Genomic DNA, 26,397 nt, shown 5'->3' on the forward strand with positions numbered 1-26,397 from the left:
CGTCCACTGCCAGTACTAGCCAATACTGACGGCAGGCAGACCACGGAAGCGTCGCCAGGCACTCAACTGGCCCAGGTGAATGGCTTCGTGCGTCGTGAGCAGGTGGGCCATGAGATCGCCGGTGGAGGGGTAGTTTTTCACCAGAAATTCCACCGGATTTGGCTGAGCGGCCCACGCTTCGTTCACGCTGGGTAACAAGGTGGTGATGTCGACGTGTCCGGCATGCACCGCAGCGAGAAGTTCTTCCATACTGGCGGTAATGCTCTGCTCATTTCCAGGGATCGAACCTGGGCCAAAGGCTTTGTGCCAGGCGGGAGGACATTTCAGCTCTTCCCCTAGAAGTTGCCGGGCATAGTCTGTGGAAATCGCGAGATGGCCTGTAATCCAGAAAGGAGTATTCAGTCCGGGCATCGGCTGAATTTTAGCCTCCTGTGTACTGATACCGCTTACGAGTGATTGCAGATACTTTTGATTGACGCCATACAGGACGAGGTCGCGTGCAAACATGAGGATCTCTGTCAGCTTAAGTGTTTTGGTGGTGTCGCAGATAGCTGCTGAATCGTGGTAGTGCTTCCTGGTTCGACATGCTGGCCAGCGTAGCGATTCTTCCGGCCAATGCGAATTGTGGAATCGTTCCTCGTCGCTTTTGGATCTTTTCCTGGTTGAGATCTTTTCCGGGCTGGCAGGTGACAAATTCTTGAACTTGCCTGCTGAATTGTGATTGTCGATTTGATTCGACCCTTCCAAACAGGCACAATCCGTAACGACCAGCGATAGACCGCAGGATGTGGATTGCCGGAATAAACACTTTGACGACTGAACATCAAGGAGATCCGAATGGCTTGGAAGATGCAGCACCTGGGTATGGCACGCGGCGCTTTGTGTTCACTATTCGGGGCCATGTTGCTTTCGGGGATTTCCATTGCGGTGGCGGCACTGCAGGAAGAAAAGTCGCCAGAAATTGCCTTCAGTTCGGAAACAATCGATGTGGGTCTGTGTGTGAGCAATATGCAGGCGTCGATCGATTTTTACACCAAGGCCATCGGCTTTCAGGAGTTGCCTGGATTTTCAGTCCCCGCTGACTATGCCCAGGAGGTTGGGTTATCTGACGGTCAGGTGCTGGATGTCAAAGTGTTGACTCTCGGAACGGGGCCAACGGCCACCAGATTGAAACTGATTCAGTTTCCCAAAGTTCCGGGAGCGCGGGTCGATCAATCGTTTATTCAGTCCACCTATGGCATTCGGTATCTGACGATTCATGTCAAAGATGTAAATGCCTCGCTCGAAAAATTGAAGCAGCACAAAATCAAGCCGATCGCCAGTTCGCCCAAGCTGCTGCCAGCCGGTTTTCCAGAAGGTGTGGGGCTTTGTAACTTGCGCGATCCCGATGGAAATCTGGTCGAACTGGTGGGGCCATATCGTCCGTAAATCATACAGTATGTGAGAAACTGGTTTCTGGCACTGGCGAGAGAAGAGTGATTCATGGCTGGCCGCATGATCGGACCATTTGAACTGGGGGATCGACTGGGTGTCGGTGGTATGGGGATTGTCTACCGTGCCACCTACACCAAGACGGGTGCTCCCGTGGCGATCAAGATTCTTTCGCCGGATCTCAGCCAGGCAGAATCATTACAGAAGCGGTTTGAACGCGAAGTCGCCATTCTGAAGAAGCTGCAGCATCCGCATATTGTGCGCTACTATGGCGGCGGGAAACTGGGGACACAGCGCTTCTATGCGATGGAACTGGTCACGGGTGGTTCCATTGAGGGCTACTTAAAAGAACACGGCCAGCTTCCGTGGAAAGAAGTGCTCGACCTGGCACTTCAGATTGCCCAGGCGCTGGAACATTCTCACGCTGCCGGTGTAATTCATCGCGATTTGAAGCCTGCCAACCTGTTAAGGGCCAAAGACGGCACACTCAAGCTGACAGACTTCGGTATTGCGCGTGATACCACAGCGACGGCACTGACGGCTGCTGGCCGAACCGTGGGCACATACTCGTATATGGCCCCTGAGCAGATTCGCGGCAAGCCGCCGGTTGATCGTCGTACGGATCTGTATGCACTCGGCTGTGTGATGTTCGAGATGATTACGGGAGAGACTCCCTTTCGCGGAGACAACGCGGGCGAGATGCTGATTATGCATCTGCAGGAAGATCCTCCGCGCCCGTCATCGTTGAACGCAGAATGTCCGCAGGTTGTCGAAGATCTGATTCTCAAACTGTTGGCCAAAGATCCCGAGGATCGATTTTTCGATGCGCTCGCAGTGCAGGTGGCGATTGAACAGATTCAGGAACAACTCACAAAGCCGGTCGAAGCGATCTCGCCAGAGGCAGCCAAAACTGCTGAAGCCAATGTTCCCAAGAAGAAAAAACGAAAAAAATCGGCCAAAGTCCCCTTTTATGAACGGGCGTGGTTCCTCGCTTCAATTCTGGTGACGATCCTGTTTCTGGCCACAATTCCGTTCTGGCCGATGTCGGAAGATCAGTTGTTTGCCCGGGCGGAAGCACTCATGAAGAGTGAAGAGCCCACCGATTGGGGAGATGCCTACGACAAGTATCTGAAGCCTCTTCAGCAGAAGTTTCCTCAAGGCAAACATGCCGGCCAGGTTCAGCAATATGTCGATCAGGTCGAGATGCATCAGGCGGAGCGCAGGGCCCGGGCCACTGCGAAAACCGGGCGAGATCCGAATTCTGAAGCGGAGCGATTGTTCCTGGAAGCTGACCGATACGAAAAGTTTGGCGACCGTATTTCGGCTCTGGAAAAGTATGAGAGCATGGTCGTGCTGCTGAAAGATCGAGAGCAGGACCGGGCCTTCGTCATGCTGGCCAAAAAGCGGATTCAAGAGATCGAAGCCGCTGGTGGCGACCCGGTCGATCGAGTGCAGATGGTTGATCAATCACTGGCAAGAGCTGATGAACTGGCCCAGCAGGGGAAAACGATTGAAGCTCGCACCATCTGGAACAGCATCATGACGCTCTATGCGGGAAATCAGGAGTTGGAAGTCCAGGTGCGGCAGGCGAGGCAAAGACTTTCCGAGAAACGCAGTTCATCGGAATGAACGATAACCATCACTTCAGCACAGCCAGTCGATCAGTGCCGCTTTGACCAGATGTTGTGCTCACGATAAAATCTGCGAGAAATCAAGCGTTTTTATCATCTGACAACAACTCGGGCAACAACACTGGAGTTCGCATGCAGAAGTATGCCCATCTCGCGGACGACTTCTACGCGAATTTGAATCTTCACACAGAAATGCCTCTTCCCGGGAGCCGGGAAACGATCCTGGGGTTTTTCGAGAGGCTGCAGAAAACCTATCCTTCGATGAGGAATTTTCATTCGCGCGAGGGGAAGGATTACATCCTCGAATCGGATAAAGATCAGGAGCAGCAGAGGTGGGTTTCGATGGAAACCAAACGCATCTCGAGTGGGCTGATCAATCCGCTGGATCTGGATGAAGCAGCTGCCCAGCATGAACTGGTGCTGCAACTGGCCCCGTATATGCTTTCAGTCTCGCCGCTCGATTGTGAAGCACTGGACTATATGCTGGGGTTCGATTTCGCTTATCGAGGTAACCACGATGCTTTGCTGGCGGAAGTTCTTTCACCCGGCCCGGCAATCGAAAATCTGCTGGCCTTGCCCGGGGCCCAACCCTTGAGCTATCAGCCGGGAATTGTCATGGCCCTGGATGATACATGTCGTCGGCATGCGCGATTGAGTGTCGAAACTCGAACCAATCCTTACCAGGTTCGTAAAGGTGAGTTTGGTGAAGACCAGATCAGTGTCTATTTTTGTGTGCGGCAATATGGCAGTCTGGATGCTTCTTCAAGTTACGATACAACCTTTCGCCAGTTGAGATCGATCTGCGAAGAACTTGTCGATCGATGTGTGGTTGAACAAATCCTCAAGCCCATTCAACAGGCGATTGATGCACGTTAGACTCTTGTGGAAGACTCGCCAGAGCCGACAAACAGAGACCAGGTTCTCGTATTGAGAGTACCCCATGGCTAACGCCAGACAATTGACTTCACTGGTCTCGAACAGCGCACTTTCTCGAGCGGAGAATCTGCGACTGGCTCCACGATTCCGCAAAACCAACCGCATGCGGGGTGAACATCTGGCTGGTCGCGGTGGTTCAAGTACCGAGTTTGAAGACTTTCGAGATTACAGCCCTGGTGATGACATCCGGTATGTCGACTGGAATATCTTTGCCCGTCTGCATCGCCCTTATCTGAAACTGTACCGACACGAAGAAGAAATGCATGTTGTCATCCTGCTGGATGCTTCCAGTTCGATGAAGTTTGGCGAAAAGTTTGATCGAGCCCGGCAGGCTGCCGCACTTCTGGCCATGATGGGGCTCATGAATATGGAGCCAGTCTCGATCTACGCCTTGGGCAGCCGGAATGAGGCCACGCATCAGATTCGACGACTGCGCGGGAAAAGTTCTTTCCGCAAACTTTTTGAGTTTCTCGAAAACCTGCCAGTTGGGGGTGATGCCGAGATTGACTTTACCATCGACGCTGCACTCCGGCAGCACTCGGGTCGCGGGGTGGTCATCTGCCTGTCAGACTTCCTGACGTTTGGCCGAATTGATCAGGCCATCAGCCGGTTGTTTGGAGCTGGTCTGGAACCCTGGGCCATTCAGATTTTATCCAGCGACGAGCATAACCCTGAGTTAGAACAGGATGTTCGTTTTGTCGACTCCGAAACGGGAGAAACGCTGGATGTGACAGCCGGGGGAGATCTGTTGCGAATTTACGAGGAATACCGGTTGTCACTCGAACGAGAACTGGAGCAGGTCTGTCGGCAACGTGGCGGGCGGTCGTTGTCATTCAACACCAGCCAAAGCGTGGACAACATCGTCTTCGATACACTCCTTCGTAAAGGCTGGGTGCGATGAGTTGGCCTGGCTTTGCATCACTTTCAGCGGCCTGGTATCTGCTGCTCCTGGCACCGCTGATCCTGTTTTATTTTCTCAAGCTGCGCCGACCGAGAGTCGAGATCCCTTCGTTGGCCTTATGGCAGCAGGTGGTTCGCGATTCTCGCGTCAACTCTCCGTTTCAAAGGTTCCAAAGAAACCTTTTGCTGCTGGCACAGATTCTGTTGCTGTTGGCTTTGATACTGGCAGCCATGCAGCCCTTCTGGCCGGCTCGTTCGCAAACCGCACGGTATCTGCCTGTGATTATTGATATCTCGGCCAGCATGGAAGGTGTGGAGAAAGCGGGTGGCCAGACCAGACTGCAACTGGCGAAACAGGAAGTGACCAAACTGATCGATGGTCTTATGGCCGATCAGAAAATCAGCCTGATTGCCGCCTCTGACTCGGCCCGTCGATTGACGGATTTCACGAATGATCAACGCATCCTCAAAGCAGCACTTGATCAACTGACGATTTCTGAATCGACAAGTCAGTTGGAAGATGCCTTCCGCATGTCGATCGCTTTGGCACGCACTGTGCCTGTCGAGACGGTTGTCCTTTTCAGTGATGGAAATGTCCCTCCAGAATTCGATCTGGAGCTTCCTTTTCGAGTGAGCTTTCAGAAAGTCCCAGCGGCAACGTCGAATGTGGGGATCACCGAATTCAATGCCAGAAAATCACGCGAGAACTGGGAGGTCTTTGCCCGGGTCGAGGCTTCGTCAAAATTTGCCGGGCTCACTCAAGTTGAATTCTTCGAGAATGGAGAACTCCTGAGCAGTGAGTCGATTTCATTGGCTGGCGGATCCGCAGAGCGACTGATTTTTCGCACTTCTTCGCCAGAAAGTACGGAGGTGGCTCTGCGCCTTGTTCCGGATGGTGTGGATGCGGTTGGCAGTGATAATGAAGCTTTTCTCGTGACTCCGCAGGTCAGGCCACTGAGTATCTATTGCCCTCCCGAACTGACGACGTTTCGTCATGCCCTGGCTGCCATGAAAGACGTGGTTGTCTTTCCCGCTGAAGGGGCTGCGACACCATCCTCAGTGGATCTTGTGATTTCTAATCAAGTGGCTGATGCCGAACGTGATGCGCGGGTCATTTTGACCGTGGGTTTGGTTCCCGCCGAGCTGGAATCATTTATTTCGACGGAAGAAGTGGCCACAGGTTCGGGATTGGCAGAGGTCACGGACTGGTTAAGGACAGATCCTCTCCTGAGGCATGTGCAGCTTTTAGATGTGCAGATTGGCGGGGCACCGCAATTGAAGGAAGGTGAGTCCGACCGCACCATTGAAGCGGCAGGTTTTCAGGTGGTAGCGACATCCACAGGAGGCCCGCTGGTTGTGTCGAGGCCCTCGGGGGCACAGCAGCGCTATCATATTTTGTTTCCGATGGAACGTTCGACGCTGCCCTTCCGTGTCGGGTTTCCCATCCTCGTGGCCAATGCCGTTGATCTGGCTCAGAATCTGGCAGGCTTGAATGAAACCAAAGCACTCCGGACGGGTGTCTTCCCCCCGTTGACACTTCAGCCGGAGACCCGCTATCGCATTGTGGGGCCGGTCGAACCGGAGTGGAAACTGGCTGCAGGGAGTTCGTTACGATTAAGCCCGATGGCTGCCAATGGTCGCCAGCGCACCACAGCGCGAACCACAGAATTGACGACAGATGCCAACGGACAACTGGCAGGTGTGGCAGCACCGGCTGTGGGTGTCTACCAGATTTTTGATGGTGGAACTCTCGTCAAGCAGATCGGCGTAGCGCTTCAGAGTGTGCAGGAGACATCTCTGTTCGTGCAGCAGGACTTAAGATTTTCAGAAGCCAAAGTTTCCGCAGCCGATGAGAAACTGGCTGTCGAAACACCACTCTGGCGCTGGTTTGCCTGGGCAGCGCTGCTTTTTCTGCTCTGGGAATGGTGGCTGTTCCAGAAACCAGCACTGCCTCTCAAACGTGCTTAGTTTGATCAAGACCTCCCCTGTTTGTGCCATGCTTGCGGCTCTGAGCAAGCATGTTTTCGCATTCCACACACCCTGTAAATGACCACGCCCTTACGCAAAGCCTCCAGGGTCGTGCCACCCAAAACAAAGTCAAGTCTGGGGGCAGGGCCTGCGCATCGCGTGGCTTCTTGTTGTCGCGGAACTGCACGACAACCCGGACACAAGTTGGCCGGGCTACCCGTTAAGAATTTCCGGAAAACAGCTTCTCCCGCGTGAATGACTGATGGCCGAGGTCGATAGAATTTTCAACTTTTCCGCATGCGGCCTGCATGAAAGTCAGCTTGTTAAACAATCTGACAGTTCTGTTGTGTCTCTGCCGATAGTTTTGAGCAGGCGGTGAATCTTGAAGGCCTGTGATTTCATCAGGTTCGGACTGTCTTCGGCAGAAATTGCCGCTGGATCGATGAGGCCTGTTCAAGTGAGTTGGCAGCGCGTCTCTGCAGTGAGTGACTGGAATGCCCCTAAACTCCTTACGATGGACAGCATTCACGCTCGCTCTGCTGAGTCTGGCGGGTTGGCCTGACTGTGCGTCAGCTCAGGAAGCGGGTTTTCTGGATCGCTCTCTGCTGGCAGATCCGTCGATCGTTTTCAGTCCAACGTCTGGCGATGAAATCGAAACCGATCGCGACTCATTTACACCGGCAACGACAGTGGTGGGCCACCACAAAACGATTGTCGAAGCGGCTTACTCGTTCATTGATAATCCCTCCAGCCGGGAGACACACAGTTTCCCGGAATTGCTGGTTCGATATGGCGTGAGCGACCGCATTGAAATCCGGCTGGGATGGAACTACGAGACGGGTGGTGGCGGTTCCGTCAGTGGGAATTCTTCGTTCATCGAAGAAGAACCATTGGTTGATGAGATCGAGAACGACGGAGATCTGCTCTATGGATTGAAGCTGTTTGTGAATGAACAGGCCGACTGGCTGCCTCAATCCTCGCTTATTGTGCAGGCCAATACTCCGACATCCGGGAGTCTGAATACGACACAATTCACACTCTGCTATGTGGTGGGTTGGGAATTGCCGAATGCGTGGACGATTGACGCCGCCATGCGCTATTCAGCCACCGCCGAAGAGGAAGATCATTTCAATCTGTGGGCTCCGTCTGTGGTGCTCAAAGTTCCTGTCGGAACAAAATATAAAGCCCATATCGAATACTTTGGCATCTTCTCGGATCAGCAGGAGACAGCGCAGACCTCACAATACATCAGCCCGGGAATCCACTATCTCATCACACCAGATCTGGAAATCGGAATTCGTGTGGGCTGGGGACTCAACAGCGACTCAGCACGATTCTTCTCGAATGTCGGTGCCGGCTGGCGATTCTAGTGAAAAGTAGGGCAGGCTCCCGCGTACTTTGCATCCAGCACTTCTGTTCGATTGGCAAAGTCTGCTTGCTCAGAGCCGCAAGTATGGCACGGATCACCGAGAGTTTTGAACTCCTCATCTCCCTACCGCCCAACTAATTCACCTACTCCTCTCGGGGGAAATCTCTAAATCACCAAGTGCCTCGTAAATGGAAACATATCGCGGTCGAAGTTCCACCGCCTTTGCAAGCATCTGCTCAGGATCTCTAGTATCCGCCATAAACACTGACGGATCAGGAAGAAAATCTAGAGGTTTGACTTTTTCGTCAAAATAGCAAAGCATCTCTTTCTTGATCGTCACAGGTAAGCCGTCAAGTATCTCTGTCGCAGAAGTGTCGCGACGATGCACAAGTTTAAAAACAATATTCTCAGCACATTGCCTTTTTGTGATATTCCCTTCTTCAAAGCCATTAACAAGAACACCCCAAGTCGCGTAGCCCTTGTCTGATTCCATTGATACTCTCCTATAAATTCCGACCACGCATCTATTGCGCGAGTTATAAAACGGAAGTGTCTCCTCATTGAGGCAGGCAAAAACCAGGCTCTTCGCAATACTTCGAGCATGCAGAACAACACACGGCAGTGTACCGCCGGATGACCCCGGTTGAAATTCTTTTTTCTACCGGGGCGGTGAGGACACAGAAGGATGGACGGCTTGCCTGATTCAGTTGAATATGAACTCTTTTTCAAATTCACCGGAGGGAACTTCTGCCGACAGTGCCTCCTTTATCACGACACACAAGTAGCTTGCGACACTCAACCTGTGCTACCGCGCGATACCAAGCATTTTTTTCTTAAGACAGCAGCAGCATTGCGCAGCCGTCATTTCAGTAACCTAATCTTCGACTCCATAGAAGGCGAACGAGAAAAATTGAACTCTCACACATTGCGGATATAGCGGCTGCATAGAGGATTACAAAGCCCTCGTCACGCGTTGGATGGTCTGCTGCCCACTTAAGATATGGCCAACCGCAAAGTAGTCCAAGCAAGACAATGAGAGACACGCCAATACCTGGAATCGACCATGACTTGACTTGATGGAAATAACTGGTGGCGCCGTGTGCTGTAACCACTTTTGCTCGTAATGAATAGAGAGCCATTCGAACTTTGAGGAAATTATTAATCCCAAGAAAATCCACAATACGCTGCTCTTGAATTTCGCACACTTGTGGGAATTTTGCTCTTATGTTTGCCCAGCGTAGAAGTTGCAACTTCTCAACTAAGTGAGTTAATGATTTGACGTAATCTATATACTCTAGCTGAAAAGTTGTTAGCACAAACGGTGCCCAGAGAACATTTCGTGCATGTTCTCGCAATTCTTCTTGAAGGTAGTGCTCCGAATCTAGCGCCAATTTGATTTTTGAAACTGCTTCGTTGAGTGAAAGTTCTTGTGGAATTTCAAGGTGCCCGCTTGACTTGTACTTTTCAAAGGACTCCAAGAACCAGATTGATCCATTGGTCCCATAACCATACTCAACAATTGCGCCTCCGGAGGAGCGGAGTTTATCAACAGCTCTAAGGACGCAATTCGCACATATAACGGCTTCGTGCAGAAAGCGAATCTGCTCCAGTTGAACACCCGTGTGATTGTGGTGACTAAAGGGGGAGTGTGAGATTTGGTACCATGCGCCGTCCCATTCGGGGCGGTATACGTACCAACCATTGTTTGTCTCTCTTGGATCATACTGTTTGAAGAGTAGTGTTGCCACTCCTGGTCGTTGCAGCGTTCGGAGGCGATATTTGGAGCTCTTTAATTTGTGTCTTGTTGGTCCACTAGCGAAGAACTTCGAGAAGAAGGTAGACACAGACGTTGTTATTTCAGTGTACAAAGTTGAGAGAATGTCTGATCCATCGTAAGAAGTGAGGCTGACGGTTGTACCAATAAGTAAAACGCCTACGACAAGCGCGAGAACTTGGCCCAGAAACTGAATTGAGTCTTCGAGGTCGGCTGCTGTAACGTTGGACGGTAGCCATTGTTTAAGGCCTAGGTACATTGCTATGAAGACGAAGATAGTAAGTATATGCACTAAAGCAGGGTGAGGCGATAGTGGGCTTTTGTGTAGAAGTTTTCGAAAGAATGGTCTTTTCATGTTACTTGGTGGCATTTGATGTTTTTGTTTTCTGTAGTAAGTAGTTGATGAGTAGCCTCTCAACTGCCTTGATTAGACTTTTTGCATCTCATTGGCATTCGGCTCAGTTGATCCTTTGGCACATTATGGCTCGTCAGAGCCGCAAGCATGGCACGGATTAATGGCTGCTGTGTTGCCCAGGTTGATCCCCAATAGCCCATCGAGCTCAACTCGTCTTCTTCTGGAAGAACGTGGGTTCGGTGCCGGCGCGGAGGCGGGCGAGGTTGGATTTGTGGCGGTAGACAATGAGGATGGACAAGACGATCGCCATGATCGCCTGCGGAGTGGTCGCTCCTTGAAGACCGTCTGATTGCCGGAACGCCAAAGGAACCTGCCAGCAGATCAATTCAAACGCCAGGTATCCCGCCAGTGCCATGAGCGAACTGAGCGAAACAATCTTGTTGATTGCGAAGCTGCCAAAGAAGCAGACGGTCGCGACAAGCAATCCCCAGGGAGAAGCCGCTCCGAGAGCTCCCAGTGAAGTCGCAATCCCTTTGCCACCTTTAAAGCCGAGCCAGATCGGGAACATGTGACCGATGACTGTCGTCATGGCCGACATGGGAATCACCCACTCGCTGGCTGGGCCTGTATCGCCTCCCAAACCAACAATCCCCGGAAGAAAGAGCGGGGGCAAGTAGCCTTTGAGGGCATCGAGTACAAGGACCACCAGCCCCCACTTTTTGCCGAGTGAGCGACTGACATTGGTGGCACCAATGTTGCCACTCCCCTCCTGGCGAATATCAATCCCGCGAATAACCCGCGCCAGCAGCAATCCGAAAGGGATCGAACCTGCCAGATAGCTGGCCACAATCAGTAACACCCAGGGCATGAACCATCTTCCCCAACAAAAGTCGGACCGGCAGAACCATCTCTACATCAAGCAGCAGGAAAGTACAAAGTCCGGCGGAGGATGGAAACATCAGGGGGGAGAAATGCCATTCTGTTGCCATGATCGAACTCTGCATGCCATGATTCGATGATGAACTATCGGGAGATAGTTTTTCCCTGTGAAGAATGTACTTCTCTATTGTGAAAGAGCTTTGCGTTGTGAGTGATCCCACCGAATCTGACCATGAAGTTCCAGCCGACGAAAAGCCGCCGGAAGCCAGTGAGTGGTACTCGGCCGGGCTGAGGTTTCATTGCACGCAGTGCGGCAACTGCTGCACGGGAACACCCGGTTATGTGTGGCTCAGCACACAGGAGATGATCGAGATCGCCGAGTTCCTGAGCATTTCCACAGGTGAACTGCGCCTCATGCATACGAAAGTCGCTCAGGGGAAACTTTCTCTCGCCGACCACGCGAATGGCGATTGTGTCTTTCTGGATGGGGCTACACGCAAATGCCGCATTTATCCCGTGCGGCCTGCCCAATGCCGCACATGGCCCTTCTGGGAGAAAACCATTGAAACTCCCGAGGCGTGGCAAGCCACATGTGAAGTCTGCCCCGGTGCTGGAAAGGGAGAACTTGTGCCGCTTGAAATCATTCGGGAGAGTGCCCGGCAATCGCGGCTATGACGACTTTCCGCCATTTTCGGCTGCACCGATTTGCGGATCGTAGCCGTACTTGTCAAAGAAATCCTTGAGCCGGCTGTAGATCATCTGCCGGGTCTCGTCGTCCATGATGAAGCGATTTTTTTTGTACTCTGACATCGCCTGGGCTTCGCGTTCAAAGATCGGTTTCATGCGATCCCAGCCATCGAAGCCCAAGGTCTCGTAGACGCGCTGCATTTGTTCGACGGGATGAGCTTCGAGATCGGTATAGCGAATTTCCACGAGATTTTTCTCGGGGATCATGTCCCGGGTTTCTTCGTAGGTTTTGAGGCAGGTATCGAGTGTTTCGAGGGTATCTTGGTAGAGCATCTCCTCACTGGGCTCGATAAAGCTGTTCTCCATGTACATCGTGCGCCGCAGGTGTAGGCTCGAGGAAAAGACGGCGTAAGGGTCACGATGAATGTAAACGAACCTGGCATCCGGGAAGAGTTCGAGCAAAGTCGCCACTCGATAGGTGTGGGAGGGCGATTTCATCACGATGGGCTTGTCGGCACGAACAGTCAGCTTTTTGACGAAGTTGACGAGTGAGCGTTTCCACTTCGCCTGATCGCCGGGGGACATGTGCCGGACATCGAAGGTGTGGCCGTAGTATTTCCGCTCATTGGGGAAGGCGACCATCAGATAGGGGGAAAGCTGTGTTTCGATCAGCAAGGCCACTTCGTCTTCCTGTGGCAATTTCCAGCCGGCGGGCATGTTGTCCATAGGCCGGGTTTTGGGAAGGAAGGGAGCTGCTAATTTGGAAATGACACTTTCTGTCAGCAGGAAGTGCTGCGGGTACATGACCTGATACAAGTTGGGATACGTGAACTGCGAATCGAGCGTCATCAGGTTGTGGAGCAGGGTGGTTCCACTCCGCCAGTGCCCCAGAATAAAGATTGGGGGCTTGGTCACTTGAGTCTGTTGGATTTTGCGACCGTAAATCAGGCCGGAAATCATGCTGTAGATCGAATTGAACGGGCAGATAAAGAACAGCGAAACCAGCCTGAGTGCGCGGGAATAATGCATCCGCGGGCGTTTGGCCATTAACTGCAACAGCCCGCCAAAAGTCAGACCGTGCCAGACGGTAAATAGACCCTGGCCAGTCGATTTGAGCTTGGTGACTTCTTTAGAGGTCTCGGCTTTTTTCGCAGCGTTGTTTGACTCGTGCGAGTGATGATTTCCGCCCGATGAGGCCGCTTTGTTTGTAGATTTCAACTGGCTGTCCAACGCTTGTTCGACAACTTCCGCCGGGGGATGGGACAGAGCAGAGCGAGCCTCGGGAGTTGTCGTCACTGGTGCTGTTCTCCTGGGCCGAAACCGGGGTGACCCCTTCAATAATTCTTGTCGCTTTGATCCACGCGGAAAGTGGACGAGCGCTCTCCTTTGCGAATTGAATACCGGTATAAGTCAGTTCTGCGTTTGTCGCAACCGCAACCCCGGCTTCTTTTCTGCAACAGGCCCACTGGCGCGCAAATTGCCTCATACTTTCTGGCAGCCTTAATCAGAGCAGAAATGTTGCCAAAGCACCTCAATTTTGGGGAAAATGACAACAGGCGATGCCAGGAGACAACGCGATGTGTCAAAAAAAACGATCAGCCCTCAGCTTCGCAGATTCTGCACGTTGTGAATCCCTGGCGAAATCGTCAACTCTGTCACAAACTGGTTTCTGGCAGCACAGTGTGGCTGCTGAGCCACCAGTCATTCGTTTTCGCCGGATCTGTTGGGGGCTGATGGCTCTCTGTGGGGCGATGCTGTTTGCCACACCGACGGTGCGAGCCGAAGACTGGATGTTCAAGAGGTCGTACTTTTCCCACCTGCCGCCGGAAGGAACACCTCAAGAAGCCTGGCTGCCGAGAAGCCGTTCGGCGTACCGCACTGCTTATTATCAGGAACTTCCTTCACTGAGTTTCCGCAGTGAATTGCGCATTAACAATCGCGTGATCCAGGTTGGCCCGAGTACTGACCGTTCGATTCAGGCCGAGGGTTTCATTCAGATTCAGCCTTAAAGGCAAAGAAACTCTGGGGTGAGTGGAGTTTCGACCTACGCCGGAAGATCATCAGGCGAAGAGCGCAGTCAACTTCTCAGATGACGAGATGGAGCCTTGGGCTAAGCCCAGGTTCTCGCACAAGACGTTGAGCACTCTGCCTTCAATGCCGTCGAGTGGCCAGGATGGTGTATCGCCAAAGCCATTTTCAGCTCGGAATTTGAACGTCTTCTGGCTCCACAAGCTTCGATCGCTCTCAGGAACAACAGTTCTTACGAGATCCCCAATTGTGACACAGCCAGCTGGCAGAGAGGTCTTAGATGACGCCACACCCTGGCTGATGCAATAGACCGTAAACACAAAACTCGCCGAGCCGAGCAAATAGACGCTCAATCCCAGTGCTCCACCCACGACATAGGCTGGCCAGAGTAGCATCAGCAAAATTATCAAGGCGAGCCATGCGGCTCCATCGGGTGAAGGATGCTGGAGCTCTGGAAGAGGAATCCCCGCTTGAATCTGCCATTGCTGCCAAAAGGATTTGAGGCGTGGAGCCGGCAGCAGTTGATCGAGACGGGTGCTGGGACGCAGTCGGTGAAAAGAAACTGGTAGAGAGCTTTTGATTTGAGTCCACATCCGGAACTCGGGCAACATCGTCCAATTCAAATTCGAGATTTTGCGAAAAGCATTCGATTCATCCCAGATTCTGCCTTCAGCAGCTAATTGATCCCGAATAATGATTGCCAAATCGCGTGGTGTTTTGACTGCTGAAAAATGTTTGTCATCCAGTTTGATGTCGAAGGTCTCTTCAAGATCCATGACGAATTCAACATAATCGAGTCCCATAGTGGCCACGCTCCTCTTGAGAGGTTGTCGAATCCAGAATGAGAAGGCCGTTTTGGAATCTGATGTTCTTCAGCCAATAGTTCACTCAATCCTGGCTGACTCGCGGCTCTTGGTCACAATCTCATTCCAGCGAGATTGGCTCAGTTCGTCAAAGATTTCTTTGCGGGCGTCTTCGATACCCAGTTCACCCGGGCGGATATCGGTGACTTCGATCAAATGAATCCCCAGTGGCGATTCGACGGGTTGCCCCACTTCTCCCACTTGTTGCAAATAAGCGGCTCGACTGACTGCCGCCGGTAGCCGACCGCGATAGCCGAACCAGCCCACGTCTCCCCCCTGGCTCGCCGACTGAGATTCGCTGTATTGGCGGATCGCGGCTTCCATACTTAACTGCCCTGCCTGAATCTTCGTTTTGATCTCAGCCATTTTTTCGCGAGTGGCTGCATCGGGCTGACCGGCGGGCCATTTGAGAAACAACTGCCGGGCACGCAATCTTGTACCATTCCAGCGTGCGGGCTGGCGTTTGAACTCGGCTGCAATGGCTGCATCGTTGATCTGAGATTGGCTGTAGACATACCACGCCAGAGGTGTCGTGATGTCGGCAGTCCACGCTGGTTCGGCTAACCCCCACGATTTCGTGATCGCGGGCAGATCGTAGCCAAAGTTTTTCCATTGCTGAATGAACTGTTCTTTACGTCTGGCGATATCAGCGTCGGCCACAGTGACCTTCTGCCGGGCGAGGAATTCCCGGATCAATTCGTTATCGACGAGTGTTTCCGTCAATGATTTGTGTGCTGCGGCAGCATCCTGGTCAGTGATGCCTCGTGAAATCCGCAGGAATTCCACTTGTGCCAAAGAAATCGGGCGGCCATTCACCCGGCGAACAATCACCTGATGCAGCGGCGTCTGCTTGCCCACCGACGTAGCCTGTGACTCCTGCTCACTGGCAACAGCTTTCCTTCCATTATCGGGAAGTTCTCCAAGTGCCAGAGTCAGACAGAGCCCCACCCATAGAACGGCGGTCGTTTGGAAAAGTTTTTGGGTGTGCTGTTGTGGCCATGTCCTGAGGGAGGTTGTTTGTGAGAAGTCTGGTTGACGACGGGCAGGAAGGACGGCCAATCGAGGGAAAGAATGCAAGGAGGGCATAGAACGTTACCAAAATCTTGAACTGCGGCAGAAGCATGTCGATCACCAGTGAAACTCTCGAGAGCAGAAAGACTATCACTCTCAAAGGGAATCAGAAAGATGGAAGCTGCTTCGCCAATAGATCAGACTCAAAAAAACAGACCCGGAAGCAGCCATCCTAGGGGGGCGAAGGATGACTACTTCCGGGGCGATCGGAGTCGATATTGAAGCTGTATCTTCCTGAGAAGATTTGTGCTTCGATGTGTGCGGTTTCAGCGGATTGGAAAAGCCATCGCCGAGCATCCATGCCAGCGATGGCGCGTGTCGGGCTGAGGGATCAGCCTGACCAAATCGAAGAAGGAAAACCTTCTTTGCCTGTGCAGCACATCCGTGTGCGTTCCAGGCGAGGCGAAACATAGGGATGACTTCCAATCAGGTCAACAGGGAGTTGAGGAAACTTGTTCGGGCAAATTCTGCCGATGCTCCCGACGAGCATGAGCAGCCTGAATTCCCATTTGTATGGGGCCAGTATCTGCAGGTCTCGCGAATCGAGGTTTTCAGGTAGATATTCGTTCAGTGGGACTGGCCTGCTACTCAGCTCGCGAATCTTGTGATGTCAAAATTTACGGGTTGTATCATTCACGCAAAATCGACTGGCAAGCCGATGGATGAATTCAGAGTCTGTCCGCAGGCTGAAGGTTGCAGCAACGAGCCAGCCTGATGCCAGAACGAGGCCAGACAACAGACAGAACGGGATGTTTCAAATCCTGTGGGCGGGATAAATCTGGAATCGAAAACCAGTCATTCGTCCTGACAAAGGATTTGCATCGTCTCTTTCGATGAAGCCACCTTGACACTTGGGCAGAGCCAGACCTACAGTTCGGCACTCTCAAATTCATCGCGAATGGAGTCGCAATGACCGCTACGATCTCGCTCTCTTCGGGTTTAGTTTCATCGGTACCCTTTATCGATCTTGTGCCGCAGCACAATGCCATTGCTGACGAGGTGATGGCAGCCGTCCAGAAAGTCTTCGCGGAACAGCGATTTATTCTGGGCGAAGAAGTGGTGGCGCTCGAAAACGAAGTGGCGACTTATTGCGATGCCCGATACGCCATTGGCTGCAACTCGGGAACAGATGCTCTGATCATCGCTTTGCAGGCGCTGGGACTGAAGCCTGGTGATGAAGTCATCACTTCGCCATTCTCGTTCTTTGCCACGGCCAGTTCGATTGTTCGTGCAGGTGCCAAGCCTGTCTTCGTGGACATCGACCCTAGAACGTTCAACCTCGATGCACAAGCTGTTGAAGATGCGATCACTCCCAATACCAAAGTGATCATGCCGGTGCATCTGTTTGGCCAGTGCTGTGATATGGAAACTCTCAATCGTCTGGCAACCAAGTATGGTCTGTCGATTGTGGAAGATGCCGCTCAGGCGATTGGTGCGGAGTACCAGGGTCGTAAAGCGGGTGTTCTCGGAAATGTCGGCTGCTTCAGCTTCTTCCCGACCAAAAACCTGGGTGGTGCTGGTGACGGCGGAATGATGACGACTGATGATCCCGAACTGGCAGCGCGACTCAAGCGATTGCGGGTGCATGGCGATATCGGTCAGTACGAACATATTGAAGTGGGTATGAACAGTCGTCTGGACGCACTTCAGGCTGCGGTTTTGCGAGTCAAACTGCGGCATCTCGAATCGTGGACTGTCGCACGTCAGAAAAACGCGAAACGATATGCTCAAATGCTGACTCAGGCTGGTCTGACCGATTCGCTGGTCATGCCCTCCAGCGATGCCACCGGCCGCCACGTTTACAATCAGTACTGTGTGCGAGTGAAAGATGGCCGCCGCGATGAAATTCTGAAAGAGCTTCGCGGTCGTCAGGTCGGCTGCATGGTCTATTACCCGAAACCACTGCACCTCCAGACCTGCTTTGCCCCACTCGGATATCAGGCTGGTCAGTTCCCGGAAGCGGAAAAGGCCTGCCAGGATATTCTCGCACTCCCGATTTATCCCGAACTTCCCGCTGCCCACCAGGATCGTGTGGTTTCGGCTCTCGTCGAAGTTTGTCACGGTGTGAGCGAATCTCAGGTCATTCGCAAAGCTGCCTAGTATTCGCTGGATGACGACAATTTTCGAGAGAGGTGCCCGTTGTACCAACTGGCACCTCTCTCGCTTTTTGTATCGCATCCCGGTGGCCACAACGCGAACAATCCATCGATCGGTCGTGTCCACTCACAACTTGCCTAGGGCGATTGGGCTCTGTGCACACGGCCTCATCAGCGGGTAACTGTCGCGAATCGTTTGCATTCCGCACCTCTGTTGTCGATAGTTGCAGGAAAATTGAAGGTCTTCGAAAGAAAAATTTGAAATGTCAGACACTCCTGAGCATCTGCTGGCCGCCCGTCTTGAAAAGCTTGAGCGAATGGAAGCCCTGGGGCATGATCCCTGGGGGCAGCGTTTCGATGGACACATGCACATTGATGCCGCCCGGGCCAAGGCACCGGAAGAAAAGGGAATCGATGGCGAAGTGGTGCGTGTGGCCGGTCGCGTCATGCGCTGGAGTGATTCGGGCAAGCTGCGGTTTGGGACAATTCAGGATTACACCGGTCGTATTCAGGTGATGATCTCGAAGAAGGACATTGCCGAAGACCAGTGGGAACTGATGGAATGCTTCCAGACGGGCGACCTGCTGGGGGTGGATGGAACGTTACGCCGCACCAATACGGGCGAAATTTCTGTTTTTGCCACGAAGCTGCATGTGTTAGGTAAGAGTCTTTCACAGCCGCCGGAAAAGTGGCATGGCCTGCAGGATATCGAGACACTCCTTCGCCAGCGTTATCTCGACCTGATCTATAACGATGGTGTTCTCGCCCGTATGTTGCGGCGATTGAAGATCATCGATTCGATCCGTCAAACGCTGCGAGGGGAAGAGTTTTTCGAAGTTGAAACGCCTGTTCTGCATGCGATTGCCGGGGGGGCTGCAGCACGGCCATTTATTACGCATCATAATGCGCTCGACATACCGCTTTATCTGCGGATTGCCCTCGAGTTGCATCTCAAGCGACTGATGGTGGGCGGGATTGAGCGGGTTTATGAAATTGGCCGCGTCTTCCGTAATGAAGGTGTTGACGCCACGCATAACCCGGAATTCACCATGATCGAGCTGTATCAGGCTTATGCCGATTACAACATCATGATGGAACTGGCTGAGAAGATTATTTCCGAAGCCTGCAAGGCTGCCAATGATGGCAAGACGGTTGTCGAGTGGGGAGACAAGACGCTCGACTTCACACCACCATTCCAGCGGGCCAAGTATGGTGATCTGTTCCTGAAGCATGCTGGCTGCGACATGCACGATGCGGCGGCAGTGGCTGAAGTTGCCCGCAAGCTGCACATTCCTACCGAGGGGCGGCATCATGATGTGATTGTTAACGATGTCTTTGAAGCGACCGTGGAAGATCATCTCGAAGGCCCGGTGTTTGTGATTGATTACCCATCGAGTATGTGCCCGCTGACTAAGCGAAAGAACGGCCAGCCCGAGATTGCCGAACGATTTGAACTCTTTATTCATGGTCTCGAACTGGCCAATGCCTATACCGAATTGAACGATCCCAGGTTGCAGGAAGATCTGTTCAAGACACAGCTGGCAGGTCTGGCAGAAGAAGACTCGATGGCGAAGATGGATCATGACTTCGTGCGTGCTCTCAAGGTTGGTATGCCTTGTGCGGGTGGTATGGGGATCGGTATTGACCGGCTCGTCATGCTCCTGACCAACACTAAGACCATTCGTGATGTGATCTTCTTCCCGCTGCTGAAGCCCGAAGTCGAGTAGTCTTTTTTCGAGTGGTGCCCGGTCAATCAACCCTGATCTGCGACGGGATAATGTGCTGTCGCCCATTCAGTTTTTGTAAGACCCTCGTATCGCTGCTATGATGTCGAGTAGGGTCAGGATTCGTGAGTGGCAGAGATCCACTTGAAGAATCTGACCATGACTGATTTCGAGCAGCGACGCGGTTTGAGCACAATATGGTCTTGCCTGACTGGCTGAAAGAACTGGGCATCTGGTACTTCCTGGGGGAATCACCGGCTGCACAGCCCGGCAAAGCCAACAGCGCCGAGATGAGCCTCGTTTATCAAGACCCCTGGAGTTGGATTTTTGGATCGAGTCAGACAACGCTGTTTGGCTGGCTGGCGCTAGTGGTTGTGGGGGGCTTCTTTTGCCTGCGTTTCTGGAGTCGGTTGGCACCACTTTCGACAGCCAAAAAGAGCTTTCTCGTGGGCGTACGGGTGGCCTCGCTGCTGTTGATCATCGGGCTGCTGTGCCTGCCGGCCCTGGAAATTCGTGAAGTCGGGCTCCCACTGTTACCTGTGCTGATTGATACCTCCGGCAGCATGTCGATTGCCGATGTTCCGGTGAACGAAAAGACTTCTGCGGATCGTGCTGACGTTGAAAAGCATTCCCGACTGGCTGCGATTCGCGAGGCACTGACGCGTGATGATTCACAATGGCTGCGGCGACTTCAGAAGCGATTTGATCTCAGGCTGTATCAATTCTCTCATGAAGCAACACCCATCGAATGGCCACCCACTCCCTCACAGGGATTCACTCTTGAAGCCACCGGGCTGACTTCCCGGATTGGCCCCAGTGTGCAGCAGGTGATGGACGAACTGCGAGGGAGCCCGCTCGCGGGTGTCGTGGTGCTGACCGATGGTGTCCCCAATCCGTCGTCGGCAGAGGCACTCTCTGTGGTCGGCAGTCTGCTGGCATCACGTTCGATTCCTGTTTTCCCCGTCGCGGTGGGGAGTGATCGCGAAGTTGCAGATCTCGAACTGGTCGAATTGAACTCGGACGACGTCGCCTTTCAGAATGATCCACTCATCGTGGCGGCTCAAGTTAAAGGACGCGGGATTCTCCCACAGACTGTGAAAGTCACATTGAAGGACGGTGCCTCAGGGAAGGTGCTTGAGACACGCGATCTGTTTCTTAACGGAAGTAAAAAGTTAGAAACGGTCGAGTTCTCCTGGATTCCTGAATCGCCGGGCGAGTTTTCACTGGTGGCGGAAGTGGCGCCACTGGCTGATGAACCTGATCAGGAAAACAATCGCCAGACGCGTAAGGTCAAAGTTCGAGGAGATAAGCTGCGTGTCTTACTTGTCGAATCGACGCCGCGCTACGAGTTTCGATTTCTGAAACAGTTTCTCGAGCGGGAACCTTCTGTCGAACTGCAGACACTTCTCCAGGAAGCGGATCTCGAATATGCAAAAGAGGATCGCACCGCGATACGGAACTTCCCGATTCGACGGGAAGATTTTGCGGCACTCGATGTCCTGATTCTCGGCGATATTGATCCCCGGCTGCTGAGCCCATCGAGCCTGGAGTTGATTGATGACTTCGTTCGCAATCAGGGGGGCGGGTTGATTGTGATCGCTGGGGAATTGAATAACCCTTCCAAGTGGAGTGGTTCGTTACTCGAAAAACTGCTGCCATTCCGAGTCAGTGATGCCCAACTCCCCGAGCGTGCGGAGACTCCCTTCCAGCCACTATTAACATTCGAAGCGACGCGTGGCTCGCGATTGTTTCGATTCGCGCAGTCTCCAGCCGAGAATCAGTCGATCTGGAATGAGTTAGCTCCGTGGTTCTGGAATCTGCAGATCAGTGCCCTTAAACCCGGGGCTGCGGTGCTGGTTGAACGTCAAGATCGCGGCCAGCGAACAGCTAATCCACTGATCATTTTGCAGCGTGTGGGAGTCGGGAAAGTTCTGTTTCTGGCGACAGATGAAACCTGGCGCTGGCGATTCCGCCAGGGTGACCACATTTTTGGCAAGTTCTGGGTTCAGGCGATTCGGTTTATGAGTCGCCGGCAGAACGATGACGAAGAACCTGTTCGCTTTTTGGCAGATCGTGCGACCTATGAAATTGGCCAGAAAGTTCACCTGACTCTCGAAGTAAATGATGAACGGGCCTTACCACAGGGAACCGAAAAACTCATCGCTCAGGTCGAATCTGCCGAGGGACAACGAGAAACCATTGAACTCCGAAGGACAGGACAATCCGCGGCTGTTTTCGAAGCGGACTGGACTCCCATTCGTGAGGGGCCGTATCGCCTGCAGATGGTCGATGACAAATTGCTGGCCAAGCTGCCGCTACTCTCGATTCTGGTCACAGCGCCGCAGAAAGAACTTCTGGCGACAGCCGCCAATACGGCGGATCTGAAGCTGGCGGCAGAAGCGACTCGTGGCCAGTATCTGCCGATCGATCGAATCGAGGAACTTCCCGAGCTGTTGCCTCGCAGCCAGTTGTTGCCAGTGGCGACGATTGAATCGGTAAGAATCTGGAATCGCTGGGAGTTATTGATTCTGCTGGGAAGCTTGATCTGTCTGGAATGGGGGCTGCGCAGGCGCTGGCAGACGCTATAATCGACTGTTGCTCCAGAAGCGTGAGCGACCGATTTCCCACGGATGGATGGGAGCGATGAGGTGTGTTGATGGCCGGCCAATCACGAAATGCGGGATGGTCTGGCGAACTTTCGGGGACAGAGCGCTCTCGAAGATCCGCTCCGGCCACATTCGGAAAATCCTCTGCGCAAAAGATTCTCGAAACGTTCGCAGATCTGCAGCGATTCATTACCTGGCATCGAGCGATTCAGGGGTTTTGTCTGCTGATCATCTGGTGGAGCCTGGTGACTCTGGTCGGGGGAATGTTTGACTACTGGCTGCGTCCAGCCGACTGGCCATCTCGATCGTTATGGCTGATCGTCTTTCTGGGAGTGGGAAGCTATGGGATTCGAACGCTCTGGCGAAGTTCATCACTTCAAACCCTGAGTGCTGTCGGGCTGGGGCTACAACTGGAGCGGAAGCAACCACAACTGGTCGATCGACTGGCCAGTGGAGTCGAATTTTCATCGCGAGCTTTTGATCGGGATGCCGGTTCGGTGGCCTTGCAGAAATACGCGATCGATCTGGCTGCCAGCAAACTTCCCCGCAAGCCTGCCGAACTCGTCGTCAATTCTGGCCACACTTTACGTCTGGCAGTCATGGCGGTGACGTTCCTGACTGTGCTGGGTGGTTTCGCCATGACGCGCCCGGTATTGGCACGCACGGCTCTGGCTCGCCTGTATACGCCCTGGCTGGCGGTCAACTGGCCGGAAAATGTCCACCTGCAGATTCTTTCGGCGAAAGATGGTCTTCCGACATCACTCTCGCACAAGCTCATGGATCCGGTGCCGTTTTCCCACCTGACGAGTGCAGAGCAGATTGAATCTGCTCCCTCCAGTGAAGAAGTTCCGCTTGATCACCGGCTGGGGAGCACTCTGGATGTTCTGGTCTATAACCGCCGCGGAAAGCTACCCGACAATTTACAGCTTGAGACCACCACGTCAGAGCCAGTGGATGCGCAGTCAATTCAAAATGTGACGCCGATGATTCCTGCCGGTGTGGCACTCGAGATTCCCGATCCTCGCCCACTCGAAAGATTTCTGCCCAAGCAGATTTCACCCGTAGAAGTCAAAAACGGTGTGTTGAACCGCTTCACGGAGATGGCACTTTTTCAGTTGCCGGTCACTCAGAACCGCATGTGGTTTCGTGTTGCCGGTGGAGATCATGCGACAGCGTGGCGGCTGATTCGAGGGATTGAACCCGTTCGTCTGGAGCGATTTCAGATTCGTTTAGAACCACCCACGTATTTGCAGCAAACTCATGTGACACTTCCTGAGAATGTGGGGAGCTTTGAGGCTCCTGTGGGTTCGAGAGTTTTTTTCGAGGGAACAACTTCACGCCAGACCACATCGGCCCGCTTGCGATTCGGCGATGGAAAATCCTTAAAGCTGCGGCTTTTGCCCAAGACACAGGAAGTTCAAGGCGTCTTCGCACTTACGCAGCCTGGAAATGGTTCATGGACGATCGAGCTATCTGATGCCACCGGCATTCAAGAGATCGATCCCACTCGATTCCCTTTTCGAGTGATTGCCGACCAGGCCCCCATCGTCACGCTTGAAGCGCCGGAAACCGATCTGACAGTCACCATGCAGGCGATGATCCCTTTAAGGGCTCGTGCGCGTGATGATCACAGCCTGGCACTGACTGGATTTGCCTATCGCTGGAATGGAACAGCTCAGTGGGAAACGCTGGCCTCATGGCCTGTGAGCTTCGACAATCAGGGAGCTGAGCTTGCTTCAGCAGAAAGACAATCTCAGTTCGAAACCACTCTCGATCTTGCCAAGTTGACTGTTCCAGAATCTTCCCCAAGGGAAATGAAAATCTCGGTCATGGCGTTTGCTCGAGACCGCTTTCATCTGGGAACTGCGCCCGAAGATGCCGATGGAGACGAACTCGGTCATGAAGGCCGCAGCACGATTCGCTGGATTACGATTCTGACCCCAGCGGAAAAGCAGAATGAACTCGCTGAGCGTGTATTGAGTCAGATCGAAGCTCTCAGGAGAGTTCGCGAGCGACTGGAAAAAGGTCGGCAGACTGCCACCGAATGGGCCACAACTCAGCGGCGGCTCCAGGAGGAAAAGTCGAATGTTCCTCCCGACGCCACACTTCAGGAATTGGGGCGACAACTGACGCAAGCCAACGAACAGGCCCGCCAGCAGGTGGAAGCGAATATTATTCCCGAGTTCGAGCGAATCCGTCGGGAAGGGATGGAAAATCAGGTCATCGATGAAACGCAAGCGAGAGAATGGCAAGCGGTAAAAGAGGAACTCCGGGAACTGACGACTGGCCCACTGACCGATTTAGCAGAGCTTTCCTCGAAAGCCTCACAACCCATTTCTCAAAAGGAAACGACCCCTGCGAAAGATGATTCTGATCCATCCCAGGCTGACCCGTCTCAGACGCTGGCTGAGGCTCTCCGTCAGAACCAGGAAGCGGCCATCGAGACGACCAGCGCTCTGATTTCTCGATTGAGTCAGTGGGAGGGGAAGCGGGGATTGCAGCGGGAACTTGATGAACTGCAAAAGCAGCAAGCCGCTCTGCAGAAGGAATCGGCTGAGCTTGCGACAGAAACGATTGCCCGTGGTGAAATGGAGTTGAGCAGCCAACAGAAAAGCCAGTTACTCACGTTGAAAGATCGTCAACGGGCCTTGGCAGGACGTGTGGAACAATGGCGAAAAACGCTTGGTCAACTGCAAGCGGGAACTCGATCAGCCAAAGCAGAGATGGACCTTGAAGATCGCCAGAGCCTGAAGAGTTCTCAACAGATTTTCGATCAGGCCGCACTCCAGGAGCTGGCTCTGGATGCGGCTGAACATCTGGCTGAAAACCAGCTGGGAAAGGCCGCGGAAAAACAGACTCAGCTACTCAATGGCATGGAGAAACTTCGTCAGGAATTTCTGAATCGACCGCCTGCAGCCGATGAGTTATTGCTGGGGAAAATCGAAAATCTCGAACGGGATGTTCAGGAAGAACTCCTCAAAACATTGAGCCAGCCCGACCAGAACAGTACCGATGAAGAACAACTGCAAAAACGGACGCGTGATGAGGAACTCTCTGCCAGAGCCGGCAAGCTGGGTTTGAGACGAGCCGCTGCGACACTCGAACAAGCGGCGGAGGTGACATCACCTCGCGACAGAAAAAGTTCTGATGCTTCTCGCAAAGACGAGGAGCCAGACGAACTGTCCCCCGAGGAACTGACACTCCGGCGCCAGCGGGAAGAGCAGCGGCGGGAACTGATGGAACAGGCCACTCGGGAAATTGCTCAAGAACGCCGCCTGTTGCAGGAAAAGCTGCTTGCCGAGAAGATTTCGAAAGTCGTGGATCAGCTTCAATCGTTGCTGGAGCGTGTGCAGGGACAAGATGCAGAAATTCAGCGATTGGCTCAGATTGGTGGAACGGCGGGCCAATTCAGCAGATCACAATTGAAGACGTTAATTGGTGTGGCAGAAGCCACAACATCGATTCGTGATGAGTTAGGTGCGATTGCGGAGAACGTGGCACCGGCAGAAATTTTGTCGTGGAGCATTCGTCAAACTTCTGAGCTGGCAGGTCATGTCGCTCGCGATTTGCGGGAACGACAGGTTGAGCCAGCAGCCCGGGAGCGCAGCCAGCAGTTGATCAAACGACTCACGGCCATCGTGCAGGTGCTCCGTGAATCGTCCTCAAGCCAGTCACAGACCGGGTCTGGTGGCGGTCGTTCCACCGAGAATGGGCCCGCAAATCAGGAAGGTAGCGGCCCACCCGGTGAAGCGATATCCAAGCTGGTGCAACTGCGGCTCATTCGCGACTTGCAGCAGGATCTCATGGCGCGAACCAAAGAGTTTGAGGCGGACGGTGCTCAGGGAACAACAGACGTTCAACGAGAACAACTCGCCCGGGAACAGGCGGAACTTCGTGAGCTGCTTTCGAACCTGCTGGATCAACTTTCTTCGCAGGCTTCAAGTCGTCCCAGCGAGAATCGTCCCAGCGAGAAGCCACTTTCGGAACAGCCGGCACCGAGTCCTCCGCTCAAAGACTCAACAGACAGGCCAATCGATCGTCCATTCAATGGGCCTGCAGACGAAGGGAGTCAGCCATGA

19 protein-coding genes are annotated in these 26,397 nt (G+C 53.2%); 12 read left to right on the plus strand and 7 right to left on the minus strand.

The window, feature by feature from the left end:
* Positions 1-15: 15 nt before the first annotated feature.
* Complete coding sequence (locus tag PLIM_RS22400) at positions 16-507, minus strand: DinB family protein (RefSeq protein WP_013109094.1); 492 nt, start codon at positions 505-507, stop codon at positions 16-18.
* A gap of 330 nt (positions 508-837) precedes the next feature.
* Between PLIM_RS22400 and PLIM_RS04325 the strand changes: the two genes are divergently transcribed.
* The 6 genes from PLIM_RS04325 to PLIM_RS04350 all read left to right on the plus strand — a co-directional run bounded on the left by PLIM_RS04325 (position 838) and on the right by PLIM_RS04350 (position 8,236).
* Entirely contained in the window at positions 838-1,428 is a 591-nt protein-coding gene (locus PLIM_RS04325; RefSeq protein WP_230849397.1) for a VOC family protein, read from the plus strand.
* A gap of 54 nt (positions 1,429-1,482) precedes the next feature.
* The gene (locus PLIM_RS04330) at positions 1,483-3,060 is read left to right on the plus strand and encodes a serine/threonine protein kinase (RefSeq protein WP_013109097.1); all 1,578 of its coding nucleotides are present in this window, start codon (positions 1,483-1,485) and stop codon (positions 3,058-3,060) included.
* Positions 3,061-3,194: 134 nt separating this feature from the next.
* Entirely contained in the window at positions 3,195-3,938 is a 744-nt protein-coding gene (locus tag PLIM_RS04335) for a hypothetical protein (protein WP_013109098.1), read from the plus strand.
* Positions 3,939-4,002: 64 nt separating this feature from the next.
* The gene (locus PLIM_RS04340; RefSeq protein WP_013109099.1) at positions 4,003-4,899 is read left to right on the plus strand and encodes a DUF58 domain-containing protein; all 897 of its coding nucleotides are present in this window, start codon (positions 4,003-4,005) and stop codon (positions 4,897-4,899) included.
* Positions 4,896-6,866, plus strand: coding sequence for a vWA domain-containing protein (locus PLIM_RS04345; RefSeq protein WP_013109100.1), 1,971 nt, complete (start codon positions 4,896-4,898; stop codon positions 6,864-6,866). Before PLIM_RS04340 ends, PLIM_RS04345 begins: the two co-directional genes overlap by 4 nt.
* Positions 6,867-7,360: 494 nt before the next feature.
* Positions 7,361-8,236 carry a transporter gene (locus PLIM_RS04350; protein WP_013109101.1) on the plus strand — a complete coding sequence of 292 codons (876 nt, stop codon included), beginning with the start codon at positions 7,361-7,363 and terminating at the stop codon, positions 8,234-8,236.
* Between the two features lie 138 nt (positions 8,237-8,374).
* Here PLIM_RS04350 and PLIM_RS04355 read toward each other — a convergent pair whose 3' ends face one another.
* The 3 genes from PLIM_RS04355 to plsY all read right to left on the minus strand — a co-directional run bounded on the left by PLIM_RS04355 (position 8,375) and on the right by plsY (position 11,232).
* Positions 8,375-8,728, minus strand: coding sequence for a hypothetical protein (locus tag PLIM_RS04355; RefSeq protein ID WP_013109102.1), 354 nt, complete (start codon positions 8,726-8,728; stop codon positions 8,375-8,377).
* Positions 8,729-9,101: 373 nt separating this feature from the next.
* Complete coding sequence (locus PLIM_RS04360) at positions 9,102-9,983, minus strand: hypothetical protein (protein WP_148226968.1); 882 nt, start codon at positions 9,981-9,983, stop codon at positions 9,102-9,104.
* 586 nt (positions 9,984-10,569) lie between these two features.
* A complete protein-coding gene (gene plsY, locus PLIM_RS04365) occupies positions 10,570-11,232 on the minus strand; it encodes a glycerol-3-phosphate 1-O-acyltransferase PlsY (RefSeq protein WP_013109105.1) in 663 nt (220 codons plus the stop codon).
* Between the two features lie 218 nt (positions 11,233-11,450).
* Here plsY and PLIM_RS04370 point away from each other — a divergent pair, with 218 nt between their 5' ends.
* Positions 11,451-11,918 (plus strand): YkgJ family cysteine cluster protein, encoded by a 468-nt coding sequence (locus PLIM_RS04370; protein WP_230849398.1) that lies wholly within the window; start codon positions 11,451-11,453, stop codon positions 11,916-11,918.
* On the opposite strand, the gene PLIM_RS04375 is transcribed toward PLIM_RS04370, so the two are convergent.
* Positions 11,913-13,226 (minus strand): sulfotransferase family protein, encoded by a 1,314-nt coding sequence (locus PLIM_RS04375; protein WP_013109107.1) that lies wholly within the window; start codon positions 13,224-13,226, stop codon positions 11,913-11,915. The genes PLIM_RS04370 and PLIM_RS04375 overlap by 6 nt on opposite strands.
* A gap of 281 nt (positions 13,227-13,507) precedes the next feature.
* On the opposite strand from PLIM_RS04375, the gene PLIM_RS04380 reads away from it, so the two are divergent.
* Positions 13,508-13,939, plus strand: coding sequence for a hypothetical protein (locus tag PLIM_RS04380; RefSeq protein WP_013109108.1), 432 nt, complete (start codon positions 13,508-13,510; stop codon positions 13,937-13,939).
* 51 nt (positions 13,940-13,990) lie between these two features.
* On the opposite strand, the gene PLIM_RS04385 is transcribed toward PLIM_RS04380, so the two are convergent.
* Both PLIM_RS04385 and PLIM_RS04390 read right to left on the minus strand, forming a co-directional pair.
* Positions 13,991-14,770 carry an acyl carrier protein gene (locus PLIM_RS04385; protein WP_148226969.1) on the minus strand — a complete coding sequence of 260 codons (780 nt, stop codon included), beginning with the start codon at positions 14,768-14,770 and terminating at the stop codon, positions 13,991-13,993.
* A gap of 72 nt (positions 14,771-14,842) precedes the next feature.
* Positions 14,843-15,907: a peptidylprolyl isomerase gene (locus PLIM_RS04390; RefSeq protein ID WP_013109110.1), complete on the minus strand. Its 1,065-nt coding sequence runs from the start codon at positions 15,905-15,907 to the stop codon at positions 14,843-14,845.
* Positions 15,908-16,801: 894 nt separating this feature from the next.
* Between PLIM_RS04390 and PLIM_RS04395 the strand changes: the two genes are divergently transcribed.
* The 4 genes from PLIM_RS04395 to PLIM_RS04410 all read left to right on the plus strand — a co-directional run bounded on the left by PLIM_RS04395 (position 16,802) and on the right by PLIM_RS04410 (position 26,397).
* Positions 16,802-17,992 (plus strand): DegT/DnrJ/EryC1/StrS family aminotransferase, encoded by a 1,191-nt coding sequence (locus PLIM_RS04395; protein WP_013109112.1) that lies wholly within the window; start codon positions 16,802-16,804, stop codon positions 17,990-17,992.
* Between the two features lie 259 nt (positions 17,993-18,251).
* A complete protein-coding gene (lysS, locus tag PLIM_RS04400) occupies positions 18,252-19,715 on the plus strand; it encodes a lysine--tRNA ligase (RefSeq protein WP_013109113.1) in 1,464 nt (487 codons plus the stop codon).
* A 200-nt stretch (positions 19,716-19,915) separates the two neighbouring features.
* Entirely contained in the window at positions 19,916-22,300 is a 2,385-nt protein-coding gene (locus PLIM_RS04405; RefSeq protein WP_196349528.1) for a hypothetical protein, read from the plus strand.
* A 68-nt stretch (positions 22,301-22,368) separates the two neighbouring features.
* Positions 22,369-26,397 (plus strand): coiled-coil domain-containing protein, encoded by a 4,029-nt coding sequence (locus PLIM_RS04410; protein WP_013109115.1) that lies wholly within the window; start codon positions 22,369-22,371, stop codon positions 26,395-26,397.

Origin of the sequence: Planctopirus limnophila DSM 3776, from assembly GCF_000092105.1 — a bacterium.
GTDB classification, from domain to species: domain Bacteria; phylum Planctomycetota; class Planctomycetia; order Planctomycetales; family Planctomycetaceae; genus Planctopirus; species Planctopirus limnophila.

What these genes read in the sequence shown, in the direction of transcription:
- PLIM_RS22400 (WP_013109094.1), bottom strand. Translation starts at nt 507, where the DNA reads ATGTTTGCACGCGACCTCGTCCTGTATGGCGTCAATCAAAAGTATCTG.
- PLIM_RS04325 (WP_230849397.1), top strand. Translation starts at nt 838, where the DNA reads ATGGCTTGGAAGATGCAGCACCTGGGTATGGCACGCGGCGCTTTGTGT.
- PLIM_RS04330 (WP_013109097.1), top strand. Translation starts at nt 1,483, where the DNA reads ATGGCTGGCCGCATGATCGGACCATTTGAACTGGGGGATCGACTGGGT.
- PLIM_RS04335 (WP_013109098.1), top strand. Translation starts at nt 3,195, where the DNA reads ATGCAGAAGTATGCCCATCTCGCGGACGACTTCTACGCGAATTTGAAT.
- PLIM_RS04340 (WP_013109099.1), top strand. Translation starts at nt 4,003, where the DNA reads ATGGCTAACGCCAGACAATTGACTTCACTGGTCTCGAACAGCGCACTT.
- PLIM_RS04345 (WP_013109100.1), top strand. Translation starts at nt 4,896, where the DNA reads ATGAGTTGGCCTGGCTTTGCATCACTTTCAGCGGCCTGGTATCTGCTG.
- PLIM_RS04350 (WP_013109101.1), top strand. Translation starts at nt 7,361, where the DNA reads ATGCCCCTAAACTCCTTACGATGGACAGCATTCACGCTCGCTCTGCTG.
- PLIM_RS04355 (WP_013109102.1), bottom strand. Translation starts at nt 8,728, where the DNA reads ATGGAATCAGACAAGGGCTACGCGACTTGGGGTGTTCTTGTTAATGGC.
- plsY (WP_013109105.1), bottom strand. Translation starts at nt 11,232, where the DNA reads ATGCCCTGGGTGTTACTGATTGTGGCCAGCTATCTGGCAGGTTCGATC.
- PLIM_RS04380 (WP_013109108.1), top strand. Translation starts at nt 13,508, where the DNA reads ATGTGTCAAAAAAAACGATCAGCCCTCAGCTTCGCAGATTCTGCACGT.
- PLIM_RS04390 (WP_013109110.1), bottom strand. Translation starts at nt 15,907, where the DNA reads ATGCCCTCCTTGCATTCTTTCCCTCGATTGGCCGTCCTTCCTGCCCGT.
- PLIM_RS04395 (WP_013109112.1), top strand. Translation starts at nt 16,802, where the DNA reads ATGACCGCTACGATCTCGCTCTCTTCGGGTTTAGTTTCATCGGTACCC.
- lysS (WP_013109113.1), top strand. Translation starts at nt 18,252, where the DNA reads ATGTCAGACACTCCTGAGCATCTGCTGGCCGCCCGTCTTGAAAAGCTT.
- PLIM_RS04410 (WP_013109115.1), top strand. Translation starts at nt 22,369, where the DNA reads ATGGCCGGCCAATCACGAAATGCGGGATGGTCTGGCGAACTTTCGGGG.